The 17792-nt window shown below is 27.0% G+C and carries 13 protein-coding genes, 1 tRNA gene, 1 other RNA gene and 1 riboswitch; all 15 genes read left to right on the forward strand.

The genetic code is table 4. The features are described from left to right. Positions 1-101: 101 nt before the first annotated feature. The 15 genes from JJE79_RS01000 (at position 102) to JJE79_RS01070 (ending at position 17792) form a co-directional block, all read left to right on the forward strand. A complete protein-coding gene (locus tag JJE79_RS01000; RefSeq protein ID WP_222926633.1) occupies positions 102-1490 on the forward strand; it encodes a Yip1 family protein in 1389 nt (462 codons plus the stop codon). A 62-nt stretch (positions 1491-1552) separates the two neighbouring features. Next, positions 1553-1626 (forward strand) — tRNA-Trp (locus tag JJE79_RS01005). 124 nt (positions 1627-1750) lie between these two features. Further along, entirely contained in the window at positions 1751-3358 is a 1608-nt protein-coding gene (locus JJE79_RS01010; RefSeq protein ID WP_222926634.1) for a type I restriction-modification system subunit M, read from the forward strand. Then, positions 3348-3917 carry a restriction endonuclease subunit S gene (locus JJE79_RS01015; RefSeq protein WP_222926635.1) on the forward strand — a complete coding sequence of 190 codons (570 nt, stop codon included), beginning with the start codon at positions 3348-3350 and terminating at the stop codon, positions 3915-3917. The genes JJE79_RS01010 and JJE79_RS01015 overlap by 11 nt, the downstream gene beginning before the upstream one ends. A 174-nt stretch (positions 3918-4091) precedes the next feature. Further along, the gene (locus JJE79_RS01020) at positions 4092-4847 is read left to right on the forward strand and encodes a hypothetical protein (protein WP_222926636.1); all 756 of its coding nucleotides are present in this window, start codon (positions 4092-4094) and stop codon (positions 4845-4847) included. Positions 4848-5026: 179 nt separating this feature from the next. Then, the gene (locus tag JJE79_RS01025) at positions 5027-5170 is read left to right on the forward strand and encodes a hypothetical protein (protein ID WP_222926637.1); all 144 of its coding nucleotides are present in this window, start codon (positions 5027-5029) and stop codon (positions 5168-5170) included. Positions 5171-5300: 130 nt separating this feature from the next. Next, positions 5301-5444 (forward strand): hypothetical protein, encoded by a 144-nt coding sequence (locus JJE79_RS01030; protein WP_222926638.1) that lies wholly within the window; start codon positions 5301-5303, stop codon positions 5442-5444. Between the two features lie 232 nt (positions 5445-5676). After that, on the forward strand, positions 5677-7845 hold the full coding sequence (locus JJE79_RS01035) for a type I restriction-modification system subunit M (RefSeq protein ID WP_222926639.1): 2169 nt from the start codon (positions 5677-5679) through the stop codon (positions 7843-7845). A 168-nt stretch (positions 7846-8013) separates the two neighbouring features. After that, positions 8014-9624, forward strand: a complete 1611-nt coding sequence (locus tag JJE79_RS01040; protein ID WP_222926640.1) for a type I restriction-modification system subunit M — start codon at positions 8014-8016, stop codon at positions 9622-9624. Further along, on the forward strand, positions 9617-10684 hold the full coding sequence (locus JJE79_RS01045) for a restriction endonuclease subunit S (protein WP_222926641.1): 1068 nt from the start codon (positions 9617-9619) through the stop codon (positions 10682-10684). The genes JJE79_RS01040 and JJE79_RS01045 overlap by 8 nt, the downstream gene beginning before the upstream one ends. A gap of 12 nt (positions 10685-10696) precedes the next feature. Further along, the gene (locus JJE79_RS01050; RefSeq protein WP_222926642.1) at positions 10697-13783 is read left to right on the forward strand and encodes a type I restriction endonuclease subunit R; all 3087 of its coding nucleotides are present in this window, start codon (positions 10697-10699) and stop codon (positions 13781-13783) included. A 31-nt stretch (positions 13784-13814) separates the two neighbouring features. Beyond that, an RNA gene (gene rnpB / locus JJE79_RS01055) (RNase P RNA component class B) lies at positions 13815-14169 on the forward strand. Positions 14170-14231: 62 nt separating this feature from the next. Continuing rightward, positions 14232-14340, forward strand: a riboswitch (TPP riboswitch). A 40-nt stretch (positions 14341-14380) separates the two neighbouring features. Beyond that, positions 14381-15454, forward strand: coding sequence for an ABC transporter thiamine pyrophosphate-binding lipoprotein p37/Cypl (gene cypl / locus JJE79_RS01060; RefSeq protein WP_222926643.1), 1074 nt, complete (start codon positions 14381-14383; stop codon positions 15452-15454). Positions 15455-15460: 6 nt separating this feature from the next. After that, on the forward strand, positions 15461-16201 hold the full coding sequence (locus tag JJE79_RS01065; RefSeq protein WP_255565857.1) for an ATP-binding cassette domain-containing protein: 741 nt from the start codon (positions 15461-15463) through the stop codon (positions 16199-16201). Then, positions 16194-17792, forward strand: a complete 1599-nt coding sequence (locus JJE79_RS01070) for an ABC transporter permease subunit (RefSeq protein ID WP_255565859.1) — start codon at positions 16194-16196, stop codon at positions 17790-17792. The genes JJE79_RS01065 and JJE79_RS01070 overlap by 8 nt, the downstream gene beginning before the upstream one ends.

The raw sequence follows: 17792 nt of genomic DNA on the forward strand, positions 1-17792 counted from the left end.
TTAAATAAGTTATAATATAATGGTTATATTTTATATATTCATATATAAATATAAATTAGTGAATTTTGAATTAGTTAGTTGCTTATCTTAGAATTATTTCAATGAAACAATATTCGACTGATATTTTTAACGACAGCACTGATATGTCAGACATCTTCTTTAATGCTGATGACAGCTTAGATGATGATGAATATTTTAGTGAACGTCCCAAAGTTAATAAAGTCAAAAAGAATGTTAATTACGATAAAAAGGACCTAAAAGCACTTGATGCCAACCGTTCGAAGAATCGTTATTTTGACAAGTTATTAGTTAGAACAAAAACCTACAACTTTATAGCAATCTGGATCAATGTTGCTTATTTAGTTTCATTCATTTTGTTCATGGTGTTCTTAGGACTAAACGACTTTAGTTTTTGAGAAGCACAAACTAACTATCTGGGCGTTAGTCAGTTCTTAGGGTTAACCTTTTTAATCATCACCCTGATTGCGGGATATTTACTGTATGCGATTGTTAAGATGTTTAACAAACGCATTAAGATTTCGTTGTCTGAAAAATCGTGGGACTATTATTTATTATTTAGAAAAGCCTACACGTTTTATTTCTTACTTGGTTGGATTCCGTTGGCTGGAATTATCATTGGTGTAATCCCGCATATCGTTTTACAAAACAATGAAGAAGCTGACATCAAAGACTTGAACTTATGATACCAAGAATCAATTAGTGATCTATTGATTGATGTTAATGGTTATGAAGATGGTTTAAGAGAATTAGAAAACCAAAAAGAAAGTCTTGATGAACAGATTGAAAAACTTAATCGTGAGAAGTTATTCTTAGATCAGAAAAAGAACCAAATTGCGCTAATTCAACCACAACCAAATTTCAAAAATTCACGACAATTAGTTAATTATATTGAAGATACGGGCGCTTTTTCTGCTTCATTAATTAATGAAGTTAAATCAGTAATTACCCGTCTAAGAGAAGAACGAAGAAAACTACGTAAAGAAAACCGTAAGTTACGTGAGTTAATCAAACGCACAGAAGTAATTGATGATCAACCATTAATGCTGACATCATCAACCAGACAACTAACTTTATTTGAACCAGAAGAACCAGCACAAGTTGCCACACCAATTAAAAAACCGATTGTTATTGGTGAAACTAAAAAACAAAATAAAGACAGCGCTTCTGCTAAAACTAAAACATCAGCACCTGTTGTTGTTAAGAAAAACAAACCAACATCTTACAAGATTAAATTAACCAAAAAATCTGATGAAGATGAAGATATGTCAAAACAAAATGACTTACTAGATCTAGTAAGTTCAATGGATGAAGAACAACCAACACTAAGCTTTGATCAACTATTCAACGAGCCAGATGAAACCCAAGAAATCAAATCGTCAAAATCTGATCTATCAGCTCCTAAAAAAGTAATCACAATCAAAGCTAAAATTAAAAACAAAAGCCCAGTTAAAAAAGCTAATCGCAACTAATTATTAAATATTCAATTTAACCTTAAATATTTAAGAAGTAAATGAAAACAATGAAAGGGCTTAGGGGTGTAGTTCAACGGCAGAACTAAGGTCTCCAAAACCTTCGATGCGGGTTCGACTCCTGTCACCCCTGCCATTACTTCAAAAATAATATCAAAAATCAACCAGCTATTTGGTTGATTTTTTATTACTTATTATTTTTTATAGAATAATATTTGATTAAATTTATCTAGTTAATAGATATTAAAAATAACAACTTAATGGCTACTAAAAACAATAAAATATCAACTAATAATGATATTGATACAATTCACAAACAAATCTGAAATGCTGTTGAAAAACTGCGTGGATCAATTGATGAAATTGATTTTAAAAACTACATTTTAGGTTTTTTATTTTATCGTTTTATTTCTGAATACTTTCAGAAATATATTGATGATAACGAACGTGAAGCTGGAAATCGTCAATTTAATTATGCCAAACTAAAAGATGAAAATATAACTGATAAAATACGCAAAACCATCATTGAAGAAATTGGTTTTTTCATCTATCCTTCACAACTATTTATTAATGTTTATCAAGCATTAAATAATAAAAACAAAAACAGCGCTTATAATCTTGATAATTTAAATCAAAAGCTAGATGATAATTTTAGAAGCATCAATAAATCAACATCTTTAGCTTTAAGTGATGAAAATAATTTTACAGAAATCATCAGTCAAATTGAACTAAATGCCAAAGAATTAGGCAACAATACACTTCAAAGAAACAAACGGATTAAAGAGATTATTGATCAGATTGCTACAATTAATTTTAACTATACGATTAACAATATTAATGGTTTTGCTGATGCTTATGAATTCTTAATTCATAAGTATGGTTCATTTAATAATAAAAATAGTGCTAAATATTTTACACCAGTTGAAGTATCAGAACTTTTAGTTAAACTAGCAACTATTAATAAAGATAAGATTAAAACAATCTATGATCCTGCTTGTGGGTCTGGGAGTTTGTTATTACAAGCTAATAAAGTTTTAGGTAATAATAAAGTGATTGATGGTTTTTATGGTCAAGAGATCAATTATAAAACTCAAAACCTTTGCAAAATGAATATGTTTATTCATAATATTGCTTATACTAATTTCTTTATTGCGTGCGATGATACATTAATTAATCCTTATGATTGAAATAAGAAGTTCGAAATCATTGTTTGTAATTTGACATATCCAACTAAATGGATTGGGAACAGCAATCCACTTTTAATTAATGATCATCGCTTTAGTGTTGCTGGAACATTGGCTCCCAAAAACCGTGCTGATATGGCGTTTATCATGCACATATTATCATCATTAGATGATAATGGTGTGGCAGTTGTTGCTTGTTCATCAAGCATCTTATATCCTAAAAAAGAAATCGCCCAACAAAAAATCAGACAATACTTAATTGATCATAACTATGTTGATGCTATTATTCAACTACCTGACAACTTATTTAGTGCTGAAACTAAAACAAATATTCTTATCTTAAAAAAGAACAAACAAGACAACAAGATCATCTTCATTGATGCTAATGATCAATTTGATAAATCAACCAAAAGAATAAAACTATCTGATGAAAATATCAACAACATTCTTAATTGGTATATCAACAAAAAACCAATTAAGAATGTTTGCCAGATCATTGATTCATCAATGATCAAACACTCACAATATGATCTATCAATCTCAAAATACATTAAACAAACATTCATTAACATGAAGATTGATCATAAACAACTTAATGCTGATATTAATCAGATCATATCTAAAAGAAAAGAACTAAAAAATAATATTGATAAGTTCATTAAGGAGTTTGATGATGAACAATAAGCAAAAACAATCTTATCAATTAACTAATGAAATAACTAATAAGTATTTATTAGGTGAAATATGTGACATTTTTCAAGGAAAGATGCTAGCCAAACAAAAAGATAGTAATGGTAAATATAAATTCTTTATTGATTCTAAAAAAGAACATTACATCAACTCTTATATGTATGATGGTGAGTATTTAATCATTAATACCAACCAGTATGCTGGGGATATTAAGTATTATGATGGTAAGTTTAATATCAGCGCTGATCTAAGAGCACTAAAAGTTAATCATGATCAGGTTTTAACTAAATACTTATTTTATTTTTTGAAACTGCATTTCAAAAAATATGTATTAAGTATTATTAAAAAAAGAAAATCACCTTATCTTACTAATAATGAAATTAAATCATTTAGCGTTGTTGTGCCAAGTTTAACTAAGCAAAAAAAGATTGTTGGTATTTTAGATGATTTTAGTGATTATCTTGATGGTTTAAAAAAAGAAATGCAACTAAGAAAACAACAGCTAGAATATTATTTAGATCAAATGTTAAATGTTGATTTAGATCTAGAATAAGATTGATAAATATTAATCTTATTGTTAGTTAAATAAATAAGATTTAGCTTGAAGCTAAACTAAATAATTTTATAAAGAAGTTGTTGATAAAAATGATGGATATCTTATTGATAAAAATATATTTGTTTTTAGTTTATATATTTAAAAAAACTACGATTAAATGACATATTATTTATGAAACAACTAGTACTTAAAAAGTTATACGTATGATACTTATTAAATGAGAATTTAAGTCAAGAAGAATTAAGACAAAAACTAAATAAAGCCAAACACCAATTTGTTAGAATGTTTAAGAATGAATCATTAACATTTAAAGAGATAACTAATCAACGAATTTATTATCAATTTAATACAAATACATTTGATCAATTCTTAGTTGAATTTAAACCAATTGTTATCTACAAAGATTATGATAAGTTGATGTTAATTATTGAGCAAATAATTAACAATGCCCAAAGTATAATTAAAAACCATAAAGTTGATAACCAATTATTAGATGTTGGTAAGAATAAAATAATTGAGCGCATTAAAAGATCGCTCAATTATTTTGATATGCAATCAGCTATTCTAACGCCAGAGTTTGATAATCCACCAGGAACGTTGAATATGATTGATTTAGTAAATGAAATTTTTGTTTCTTTACTAAATGAACATATTTTAAAGAATGGTAATAAAAGAATGGCGATAACATTCTTATCAGAATTCTTATATTTTTCAGGGATCTATTTACAATACAAAAAAACTGATGATCAAACTGTTTTTGCCTTTACTAAAACCCTTAATAAATTTATTGAAGAATATCAACAAACAAGAGATCGTGAAAGTATGTTAAGAAAGTTTAAAGCATTTATTTTAGCTAATAGTTTTATTCCTTTGCAACTAGAAGCTGATGATTTAAATGAAAAAGATGTTAAAAAAACTAATGATTAGCTTTGCTAAAAACAAGACATTTAAACTTATGTTGATTTATTCAGATTACGAAAATTTATAAATTAATTTTTTAAATTAATTCAATTGAAAAAACATTATTGAAATGGTAGAATTTTCTATAATCTCAAATTATTTAAGAGATATCTATCAAAAAAAGATAATCAGAAAGGGTTAAAAATATGGACAGAAATGACAGAAAAATTAAATATTGTAAGGAAGAATTTTTAAGTAAAGAATATATCGAAAGAATATTCAGAGCTCTTAAAAATGAACCAGAATATCAAAACTATTTAAAGTTAATGGAAGAATTAAAAGACTATTAATTTAAACCAGAACATCTGAAATAGAATTATTCATTTCAGATGTTTTGTTATAAATAAAACGTGTTGATAAAAAGCTGTTTTCTTTAAAAAATAAGAAAGATCAATTTTTAAAAATAAAAGGATTAAAACTATGGACCGCAACGATAGAAAACTTAAATACCAAAAAGATGAATTTTTAAGCAAAGAATTTATCGAAAGAATATTCAGAGCTCTTAAAAATGAACCAGAATATCAAAACTATTTAAAGTTAATGGAAGAATTAAAAGACTATTAATTTGCTAGAAGAATTTTACTTTTAAAATACAAAATATTAAGCACTGTTTAAAAGATGTGCTTAATATTTTTTTTATGTAAGTTTAATAAATGATTAGCATCAGCCAAAATCAAGTTCTATTAGTTTATTTATTCTTTTTTATAAAATAGTAATTAGTATTATAGCTATATCTATAATAATAATTAAGAACGCTATTTAATAGCGTTTTGTTAATGATAAGAAGGAAGATTTAATGACAAAAGAAGCAAATAAAGCGTTACTATCAGCTAATAAAGAGCGTGATAGTATCCATAAAACAATATGAAATATTGCAGATGAACTAAGAGGAGCTGTTGATGGTAGTGAGTTTAAAAACTACGTCTTAGCTTTCATGTTCTATCGTTTTATTTCTGAACATATTGAGAATTATATTGATAAAAATGAACATGAAATAGGTGATGTTGATTTTTCTTACGCTTTATTAAAAGATAGTGGTATTGATAGCGAATTTAAAAAATCAATCAGCGAAGAATTAGGGTTCTTCATTTTACCTTCACAATTATTCTCAAACGTTAAGAAGTCGTTATTTAACGAAGCTGCGGGGGGGGGGGGTTATAATTTAGATAACTTAAATGAAAAGTTAACTAAAGTTTTCCGCAGTATTCAAAAATCTTCTTCTTCATTAACTCAAGAAAACAATTTCACCGAAATCTTCGGTGAAATTGAACTAGACTCAAATAAATTAGGTAATAACGTCCTTGAAAGAAATAAGCGTATCAAAACCATTATAGATAAAATCTCAAGTATGGATTTTAGCTATCTAAATAATAATAGTGTTGATGGTTTTGGTGACGCTTATGAATTCTTAATTTCAATGTATGCTTCTACTGCTGGAAAGAGTGGTGGTGAGTTTTTCACACCGCAAGAAGTTTCTGAACTTCTTGTAAGATTAGCAACGGTTGATAAGAAAAAAATTAAATCAATTTATGATCCTGCTTGTGGATCAGGTTCTTTGTTATTACAAGCAAATAAAGTTCTGGGTAAAAATAAAGTTAGAGATGGTTTCTATGGTCAAGAAATCAATCATACAACTCAAAACCTTTGTAAGATGAATATGTTCTTGCATGGTGTGGCTTATGATAGTTTTTCAATTGCTTATGGAAATACATTAACCCAACCTTATAATTGAAATAAAAAGTTTGAAGTAATTGTTTCAAACCCTCCTTATTCAGTTAAATGAGAAGGTGATAGTAATCCAATTTTAATTAACGATGAGCGATTTGCTCCAGCAGGGGTTCTAGCTCCAAAAAACAACGCTGATATGGCATTTATAATGCATTCTTTATCATCATTAAGTGATGATGGTGTTGCTGCGATCGTTTGTTTTCCAGGTATTTTTTATAGAAAAGGCTCTGAAGAACAAATAAGAAAATATTTGGTTGATAATAACTTTATTGATGCGATTATTCAATTACCAGAAAACTTATTTTTTGGTACAAGCACTCCGACCAATATAATGGTTCTAAATAAGAATAAAAAACATAATGATATATTTTTCCTTAACGCATCAAATCAATTTATAAAAGTTGGTAAAAAAAATAAATTAAGTTTTGAGAATATAAAAAATATAGTTGATTTATACACAGAAAGAAAAAAAATAAAATTTGTTTGCACAAATATTCCTAATTCACTAGTAAAAGAAGGGTTATATGATTTAACAACTTCAAAATATATTGAAACTAAAATCGAAAATTCAGAAAATAACATTGAACAAATAAATAAATACATAATCCAAAATGAGAAAGAAAAGAAACAACTTATCAATGATGTAAAAGAAGCTATAGAAAGATTTAAAAAGAATGATTGTTTAAGCGTTAGTAAAAAAGATAAAATTTTAAATTTATGTTCAATTAAAAGAGGAAAAAAGTTAACTAAAGACAAGGATGAAAACGGAAAATATAAATTTTTTACTTGCGCGAAAGAAGAGTTAAAAATTAATTCATGTCCTTATGATTGCGAAGCTGTATTGATAACAGGAGCCGGTAATGGTAATACAGGACAAATCAAATATTATAAAGGAGAATTCGACTGCCAATTAGGGGTTATTATATTAAGTGAGAAAAAAGATGAAAAAACTGGAGAACCGAAAACCAATATTTTACTCAAATATTTATATTACTACTTAGACAAAAAGTTTCATAAATATGCGGTAAAACTTATTTATAAAGGGATAATAGCTCATTTAAACAATAGTGATGTTGGTAATTTTGAAGTGTTAGTGCCTTCAATCGAAAAACAAAAAGAAATCGTTGAAATTTTAGACCCTTTTGCTAATTACATCAAAAATCTTGAAAAAGAAATTGAACTAAGAAAATTAGAACTTGAATACTATCAAAACCAACTGCTGACATTTGATGAATAAAAAAACAAGAATTAACATTTAACGAAAAAAACTAATATTTTATTGTTAAAAAACAAACTCGTGAATTCTAGAATTGTGATAGATATAAGCCAGAGTATTTATTATTTTTAATAAAATAATAATTGGTACTATTTATAAAAAATAGTTTCTTGTGAAGAGGAAGATTTAATGCCAAAAGATACAACTAAAGCGTTATTATCAGCTAACAAAGAACGTGATAATATTCACAAAACAATATGAAACATTGCTGACGAGTTAAGAGGAACTGTTGATGGCAGTGAGTTTAAAAATTATGTTCTCGCTTTTATGTTCTATCGTTTTATTTCTGAACATATTGAACATTATATTAATAAAAACGAACACGAAGCAGGAGATGAAAAATTCTCTTATGCTTCATTAAAAGATAAAGCTATAAGTAGAGAATTTAAGAAGGCTATTGCTGAAGAGTTAGGTTTCTTCATTTATCCTTCAGAATTATTTTCAAATGTCAAGAAGTCGTTATTCGACGAAACTGCGGGGGGGGGGTATAACTTAGAAAACTTAAATGAAAAGTTAACTAAAGTTTTCCTTAACATTCAAAGATCCTCTTCTTCATTAACCAGGGAAAATAATTTCACAGAAATCTTCAATGAAATTAAACTGGATTCAAATAAAATAGGCAGCAGCGTTATTGAAAGAAATGAAAATATAAAAAACATCATAGATAAAATCTGAAACATGAATTTTAGTTATCTAAATAATAATTACGTTGATGGTTTTGGTGATGCGTATGAGTTCTTGATTTCCATGTATGCATCCAATGCTGGAAAAAGCGGCGGCGAATTCTTTACACCACAAGAAGTTTCTGAACTTCTAATTAGATTAACAACGATTGATAAAGAAGAAATTAAGTCAATTTACGATCCAGCTTGTGGATCTGGGTCTTTATTATTGCGAGCTAATAAAGTTTTAGGAAAGAATAAGGTTATAGACGGTTTCTATGGTCAAGAAATTAATCACACGACCCAAAACCTTTGTAAGATGAATATGTTTTTACATGGTGTCGCATATGATAACTTTTCAATTGCTTATGGAAATACATTAACCCAGCCTTATGATTGGAACAAAAAGTTTGAAGTAATTGTTTCTAATCCTCCTTATTCGATTCCTTGAAAAGGAAAAGATAACCCTCTTTTAATAAATGATCCTAGATTTTCACCAGCTGGTGTTTTAGCTCCTAAATCGTATGGCGATTTAGCATTCATAATGCATTCGTTATACTTATTAGAAGATGATGGTGCGGCAGCAATTGTTTGTTTCCCGGGCGTTTTTTATAGAGATCGAGCTGAAAAAAAGATTCGTGAATATTTAGTTAATAACAATTTTGTTGATGCTATTATACAAATGCCTGTTGATTTATTTTTTGGTACACCTATTGGAACAAATATCTTGATCCTAAAAAAGAATAGGAAAGATCGTAAAATTTTCTTCATAGATGCTAGTGATGAATTTATTAAAGTTGGTGATAATAACCAACTAAGTCCTAAGAATATAGAAAATATTGTTGATTGATATAAGAATAGAAAAATAATTAAAGAAAAAACTTTTAATGCTTCATTTGAATTAATAAAAGAGAAAAAGTTTGACTTAACTGTATCTAGATATCTTGACAAAAAACTTCCAAACTTAGATATAGATATTAATGAAGTTAATAATAAAATAAAACAAATTTCAATAGAGAAAAAACCTCTTATTAAGAGCATAGATGAATTTATAGAAGGTTTTTGTGAAAATGAATAATAAGAATACATCTAAATATTCAATTGAAGAACTATGCAATCTTTCACTCGGAACATTATTGACCAAAAATAAAAATGAAAACGGTAAATATAAGTTTTTTACTACATCAAAAGAAGAATTTAGAATAAATTCGTATTCATACGATTGCGAAGCTATATTAATAAATAGATCTTGTGATGTTGGGGGTGTCAAGTATTATAATGGCAAGTTTGATGTTCAACAAAAAGTCTTTGTTTTAAATAATTTTTCCAAAAATGTTTTGGTTAAATATGTGTATTATTATTTGAAACATAAATTTAAAAATCACGCATTAAAAAATGTAAAAAAGGGTGCTATTTCTAATTTAGTTAACAATGATGTGCTATCGTTTGTGATTAAAATTCCTAATTTAGAACAACAAAAAAATATAATAAAAAATCTTGATAATTTAAACCGTTTACTTAATCTTTCTGAAAAAGAATTAGAACTTAGAAAACGACAGTTTAACTACTACTTATACAAACTAATTACCAAAGAAAACAAAGGTAAAAAATATAAGATTTCGGATATTTGTTCGGTAAAAAAAGGCGAATCTCCTATAAAAAAAACTCCATCTGGTGAGTACCATTTTGTTACGATGAAAAAAGAAGGAGCTACATCTAATAAATGTCAATTTGACTGTAAAGCTGTTTGTGTTCCTTTAGTTTCTTCAGTAGGCAGTGGAGTTGCTAAGATAAATTATCTTTTTTATCAAGAAGGTAAGTTTGATTTAGGTAATATTTTATGTGCTCTAATTCCTAAGGATGAAGAAGTTTTGAATGTTAAATATCTATATTATTACTTATATCTATTTAAAGATGTTAAATTGACAACACTTATGCGTGGAGGGGCTAATGTAGCTATGAAAACCGATGATGTTGCTGATGTTAAAATTAGCTTTCCACCAATAGAAAAACAAAAAGAAATTGTTGAAATTTTAGATGTTTTTACTAATTATACCCAAAAACTTGAAAAAGAAATTGAGCTAAGAAAATTACAACTTGAGTATTATCAAAATCAGCTGTTAACATTTGATAAATAAAAGGATTAAAAAATGGATCACAAAAATAAGGGAACGGTATTATCTGAGTATGTTTCTATTGAAAGGCAAGATACACGATATGAAACAGAAGCTGATTTAGAAAAGAAGTTTATTGATAACCTTAAAAAAGAAGGTTATGAATATATCAATATCAAAAACGAAGAAGAATTGGTCAATAATTTAAGAATTCAAATTGAAAAATTAAATAATTTTCAGTTCACCGATCAAGAGTGAAAAGAGTTCTTTGATAAAGAAATAACCAACACTAAAGGTAATGCTAAAGATAAAGCTTATTTGATCCAAAAAGAATACATTAAATCGATTAGATTACAAAAAGATGATAGTATCAAAAACATCAAATTAATCGATAAAAATGATATTTTTAAGAACAAACTTCAAGTTATTAATCAATATGAAACTGATCAAGGAAAACGCAAGAATCGTTATGATGTAACGATCCTTGTAAACGGTTTTCCGTTAGTTCATATTGAACTAAAAAGAAGAGGAGCACTAGAAGGGTTAAGAGAAGCTTTTAATCAAATTAATCGTTATGAAAATGAAAGTTTTTGATCTGGGTATGGGTTGTTTGAATTCATTCAGTTATATGTAATATCAAACGGAACATATACTAAATATTATTCAAAATCAACGAGAATTACTCATAATAATCAAGCTAATAATGCCAATGTAGCTAATAAAAACAAAAGCTTTGATTTTACCATCTATTGAGCAGACGCTAATAATAAACCGATTACTGATTTAGTTGATTTTACCCAAACATTTTTTGATAAAAAGAATTTATTAAACATTCTAACCAAGTATTGTATTTATACTGAAAATAAAGAATTGTTAGTAATGCGTCCATATCAAATTACAGCAGTAGAACGAATTATTAACCAAATCAGAGCTGCAAGTTTAACCCATAAATATGGAACTACTAGTGCTGGTGGATATATTTGACACACCACAGGGAGTGGTAAAACATTAACATCATTTAAAACTGCCCAATTAGCTTCAGAACTTCCAGACATTAAAAAAGTTCTTTTTGTTGTCGATCGTAAAGATCTAGATTATCAAACCATGCGTGAGTATGATGCTTTTGAAAAAGGAGCAGCCAACTCAAATGATTCAACTGAAGTATTAAAAAAACAATTAAGTGATGATAATGCTAAGATTATCATCACAACAATTCAAAAGCTAAATCTTTTTATTAAAAATAACAGTCATCATAAAATTTATGATGAAAAAGTTGTTTTTATTTTTGATGAATGTCACCGTAGCCAGTTTGGTGAGATGCACACAGCAGTTACTAAAAACTTTAAAAAATACTTTTTATTTGGATTTACTGGAACACCGATCTTTAATGTTAATGCTTCTAGCAACAATTCAGTTGTATTAAAAACTACTGAACAAGCATTTGGTAAACAACTTCATGTATACAGCATCATTGATGCTGTATCTGATAATAAAGTATTACCTTTCAAAGTTGAATATTACAGCACAATTAAAGAAAAAGATAATATCCAAGATGAAAAGATATATGGGATTAATAAAGAAGCAATCTATAACGATTCAAGACGGATTGAAAAGATAACCAATCACATTCTTAAAAATTTTGATATGAAAACATATCGAAATAAAAACCAATGATTTACACACAATGTGGTGGATAATATCAGTGAAGCACTTAGGACTAACAAGGTTGTTAAGAAAGCTAAAAAACTTAATGGTTTTAATTCAATCTTAGCCACGGCTTCAGTAGAAGCTGCTAGTCTTTATTATGCTGAGTTTAAAAAACAACAAGCTAATTTACCAATTAACGATCGACTTAAAGTTGCTTTAATCTATTCTTATGGTGAAAATAAAACAATTAACCAAGAAGTGATTGAAGATGAAAATTTAAATGATTACAATAAACTTAATAATTCCCAAAGAGATTTTTTAGCTAACGCAATCAAAGATTATAATGAAATGTTCCAAACTAATTTTAGTTTGGATAATGGTGGTTTTGAAAACTATTATCGCGATTTATCATTAAGAACTAAAAATCGTGAGATCGACATCTTGATTGTTGTTAATATGTTCTTAACAGGTTTTGATGCTCCTACTCTAAATACTTTATGAGTTGATAAGAACTTGCAAATGCACGGGTTGTTACAAGCATTTTCAAGAACTAACCGAATTCTTAATTCGATTAAGAATTTTGGTTTAATTGTTTGTTTTAGAGCCATCAAGAATAAAGTTGATGAATCAATTGCTTTGTTTGCTAACAAAGAAGCTAGTGGTAAGTTATTGATCAGAAGCTTTGCTGAATACTATGAAGGCTATTATGATGATAATGGTAAATTCAAAAAAGGTTATAAAGAACTGATCAATGAATTAATAAAAACATTCCCGCTAACTAACAGAATTTTAGTAGAAAACAGCCAACAAAAAGACTTCATTAAATTATTTGGACAAGTTTTAAGAACAAGAAATATCTTAAGAAGTTTTGATGAATTTGATGCTCAAAAACAAATCATTAGTTCAGTAGATTTCCAAGATTACAACTCAATGTATCTAGAACATAGAGAAAAACGTCAAAACAAAGAAGCTGAAAATGTTAATGATGATGTTGTTTTTGAAGTTGATATTATTGAAAGCGAAACTTTTGACATCGATCATATCTTAATGCTTGTTAAGAAATATCAAACAGCTCATGATAGTGCTAAAAAAGAAATCCTTGATCAAATTATGCGATGGGTGAATGCTTCACCAATCTTACGTAGTAAGAAAGAATTAATCAGGGCATTTGTAGATGTCAGATTAGAAAAAGATGATGATATTTATTACAAATGGGATGATTTTGTTGAAATTAAAAAAGAAGAACAACTTGATCAATTAATTAAAGAAGAAAATCTTAGAGAAGATGAAACCAAGAAGTTCTTTGAAAAATGCTTAGAAATCAACGAACTAAAAACTAAGGGTGCTGAGATTAATAAAATTCTGCCACCACTATCAAGATTTATTTCTAAAAATAACGAATCAAGAATTGATAAAAAACGTAAAGTAATTCAAAAATTACAAGTATTATTCGAACGCTTTCAAAAAGATTGATAATAGATTTTAATCTATTTTTATATAATTTTAATGCTGCAGTTGGTTGCTGTTTTATTTACATAAAATAGAGGAAAGTCCATGCTCGCACAAGCTGTGATGCTTGTAGTGTTTGTGTAAGTACATAAAAAATAAAATTTAGCACATTAATGATTAGTGTGACGGCGAAGAATTTGCTAAATTAGTTTAACTAACATGCAAAAGATTCATAAAGTGCCACAGAGACGAGCTAATCTGAAAAGATTAGTATGAAACGCTGGTAAACCCCTCAAGCGAGAAACCTAAATTTGGTAAGGGAACTACTAAGTAAGAATCCGAATTACTTAAAAGAATAAAGCACAGCTTTATTAGATAAATAACCAACCTTTGACAGAACATGGCTTATCGCAGCAAAATAATCATACACACCAAGAATATGGTGTGTTTTTTATTATTTTGTTGTTATAATAAAAACAAATAACAGAGGTACCTCTTTTATTTATATAAATAAAAGAAGTTGAGAAATACTCTTATTAGCTGATCTGGTTAATACCAGCGTAGCGAGTTAAATCTTAATTATGTGCCTCCTTATTTAAAACCATTTAAATAGGAGCTTTTTTAATGTATATAAGAAAAAAACTGTTTTTAGCACTAAGTTCTGGTTTATTTTTAGCTGGAATTGCTTCGTCATGTGCTAGAAGCAATGATGAATTACGTTTTGAATTAAAGATTGACCATGATGCCAATTCTGTTTTAGATTCATATCGTGATAAATTAACTGAATTAGTTTCAAATAAACTTAATAAGAAGATAAAAATTAATATCAATGTAATTTCAGATGGCAATACGATTATTGATAACATTAAAGCTAATTTAACTGATTTTGCTTTTGTTTCATCTTCAGCATTAAGAAATACAGATAGTAATGAAGTTTTGCCAAAAATTCAAACGCTAACAAGAGCATTTAAGTATGACAATCAAGAATTAGCTTATGGGCAAGAACTAAATAAAGTTAGTGAACAAGTAAATAATTTATTCAATGAAATTCCTTATCAGCAATGAACAGATGATAATCGCATGTGGGATGGGAATAAATATAGATATTTTTATGACACAAGCGATAGCTTAGTTAAATACTACCGTGGCATGATTTTGATTGGAGGTGATGTTGATACATTAACTAAAATCAAAAAAGCGTGAAATGATAAAAACTGAGAAGAGTTTGCTAGCTATGGAATTGGTGGAGGTAATACAACTTCTAACGGAAAATATCTTTACCAATTGAATTTATTAAAAAAACATTTTCAAAAAACTGATTTAACAATTAATAACTATCAAATTATTAAAGGTAGAGAAATTGGATTAAATAAAGATGTTCATATTGTGTTTGATGATATGAATTCTTTTGCTTGAACTCAAAACAATAATAAACAAGTCCCAAGCTTCACTTGAGATAAAAATGACAATAACTCAAAAGTTGAAGTTTTATCATTAACCAACCCAGCTTTATATGATATTGGTGTGTTTAATAAAAAATTAGATAAAGAAATTGTTAATGCAATAAGCGAAAGTATTATTGAACTCTCAAATCAAAATAAAGATGAATATGGAAAGACAGTTGGATACAATCATTACAAACTAATTAATGATCCAGAAAAAGAAGTTTTTGAGTTCATGGATTTATCTAAAAATTAATTAATAATGAATAACAAAATAGAGTTTAAAAATCTTGAGTTAAAACATCAAAAATATAAAGATTTTACGGTAAAAAACATAAATTTTGAACTAAATGGTTCAGAAATATTAATGTTAATTGGTAAGTCTGGATCAGGTAAAACAACACTATTAAATTCAATAACTAATAAGAAGTTAGTTTCATCTGGAAAAATCTTATTTAATGAACAGAATTTATTAGATCTTAATAAATCACAAATAAGAAAGTTTGCTAGAAATATTGGTTTTTTAGATCAAGTTCCAAACCTTATTGCAGATGATTATGTTTTTGAAAACGTTTTAAGAAATATTAAGAAAAAATGATACCAACGAATTTTTGGTTACACATCACTAAAACAGCTAGCAAAGGTTGAAGCAGTTTTAGAAAAATTAGATTTATCAGAACACATTAATAAGTTAATTAAAAATTTATCAGGTGGTCAAAAACAAAGAGTTGAAATTGCTAAGATTTTTTTTCAAAAACCAAGGCTGTTAATCATTGATGAACCGACAACAGGATTGGACTATTTAAATTCTGAAAATGTTGTTTCGGAAATAATAAAACTTTCAAAAGAATTTAGTTGTCCTGTGATCATATCAATTCATGATTTAGACATTGTTAAAAAGTTTGCAGACAAGATATTAATTATTAAAAATCAACAGACATTTTTATTTGAAAATTCAGACGATTTAACTGTTGAAAAAATTAAGCAAAAATATGATGCATAATAAATTTTTTAAAATACTAAAAATTAACAAATTTACCGTATTTTTTGCATGTTTTTTAATTTTATTCATTATTTCTTTAGCTGTTATAAATGTTAATTTTAATGCCTATGGAATAACGGTTTTTAAGAATAATTTTTTAGCTATTTTTGACCAATCAAAAGTTGATAGTTCTTCACTTTTAATTAAGACGTTTAGCTATTTATGAACAACGATAAAATATGTAGTTACAGGAACGGTTATTGGGTTTAGTTTAGGTTGTTTTTTAGGTTATTTATCAGCATTAAAAATAACCAATAATTTAACGGCATGATTGCTTAAATTGACGATAATTTTCTTTCGATCATTTCCTGTTGTAATCTTCATTAATTTATTTAATTCTTCGTTTAATTCTGATCTTTCAGCATTAATAATTATTGGTTGATTTTCAATGTTATGAGCTGCAAAATACATTTCAGATTACATTGAAAACAGTAAAATTTATCAATTTGAATTGTCATTAATGCGATCTCAAAACAAAATCCAAGCATTTTTAAATAATATTTATGTTGATATAAAAACCAAGATCCTAGTTTTATTCGCTTATTCATTAGAATCTAATTTTAGATGAACAACTGTTTTATCTGCTGTTGGATTATTGGGATTAGGACAATTAATTAACGATCCGATAAAATTAAACAATTTTGGAGAAATACTAATCCCCTTGATTGTTTTAATGATTTTCTTATTGATTAATGAAATGATCTTATTTTTATTTGAAAAATACTTAATCAAAAGAAAATCTTACGATCCCAAAAAAGATGTAAAAAAACAGATATTTATAAAAAAAATAGTTTCTTATTGAATACTTTTATCATTAATAATTTTTAGCTTATATTCAATCTTATCAATTAATTTAAAAACTAATAATTTGTTAATTTTTACCGACTTTTTTGAACGTTTATTTAATTTTAATAAAAGTTTTTATACTATAAAATCGTTTAATCAAAATCCAATTTTATTACTCATTAATTTAACATTACAAACAGTTTTAATTTTAGGTATCACATTAATTCTAGGGATCATATTTGCTGTAATTTCATCAAATTTAGTGAATAAATATGTTTCAATCTTCTTTAAATCACTGTTTTTAATCATCAGAACAATACCAATAATCATTCTTTTTAGGATATTTAATCCGTTATTTAATTCAGGAATATCAACAATAGCTATCATTGGTTCATTTCATATTTCAACATCACTATCCAAAAGAATTTATGAATCGATTAATTCGTTAAATTGAACATTAATCGATAATATGAAAACAAAATTATATACGAACTGAGAAATCCTAAAATTATACGTAATTCCTTCAATAAAAAAGGATTTAATAACAATTTATTCGTTAGAATTTGAATCAATCCTAAGATTATTAATTATACTAGGTGCTTATGGAACATCAGTAATAGGACAATTAATTGATTCGTTTATTTATAGGGATAACATTAAAAATTTAGGTAGCTATACAATTGCGATTATGGTATACTTTCAGTTAATTGATTTAATTTCGTTAGCTATAAGATATAAAAAAATTAATTTTTTTTATACTAGTTAA

It is taken from the genome of Mycoplasma sp. E35C (assembly GCF_019873825.1).
GTDB lineage: Bacteria > Bacillota_I > Bacilli_A > Mycoplasmatales > Mycoplasmoidaceae > Mycoplasmoides.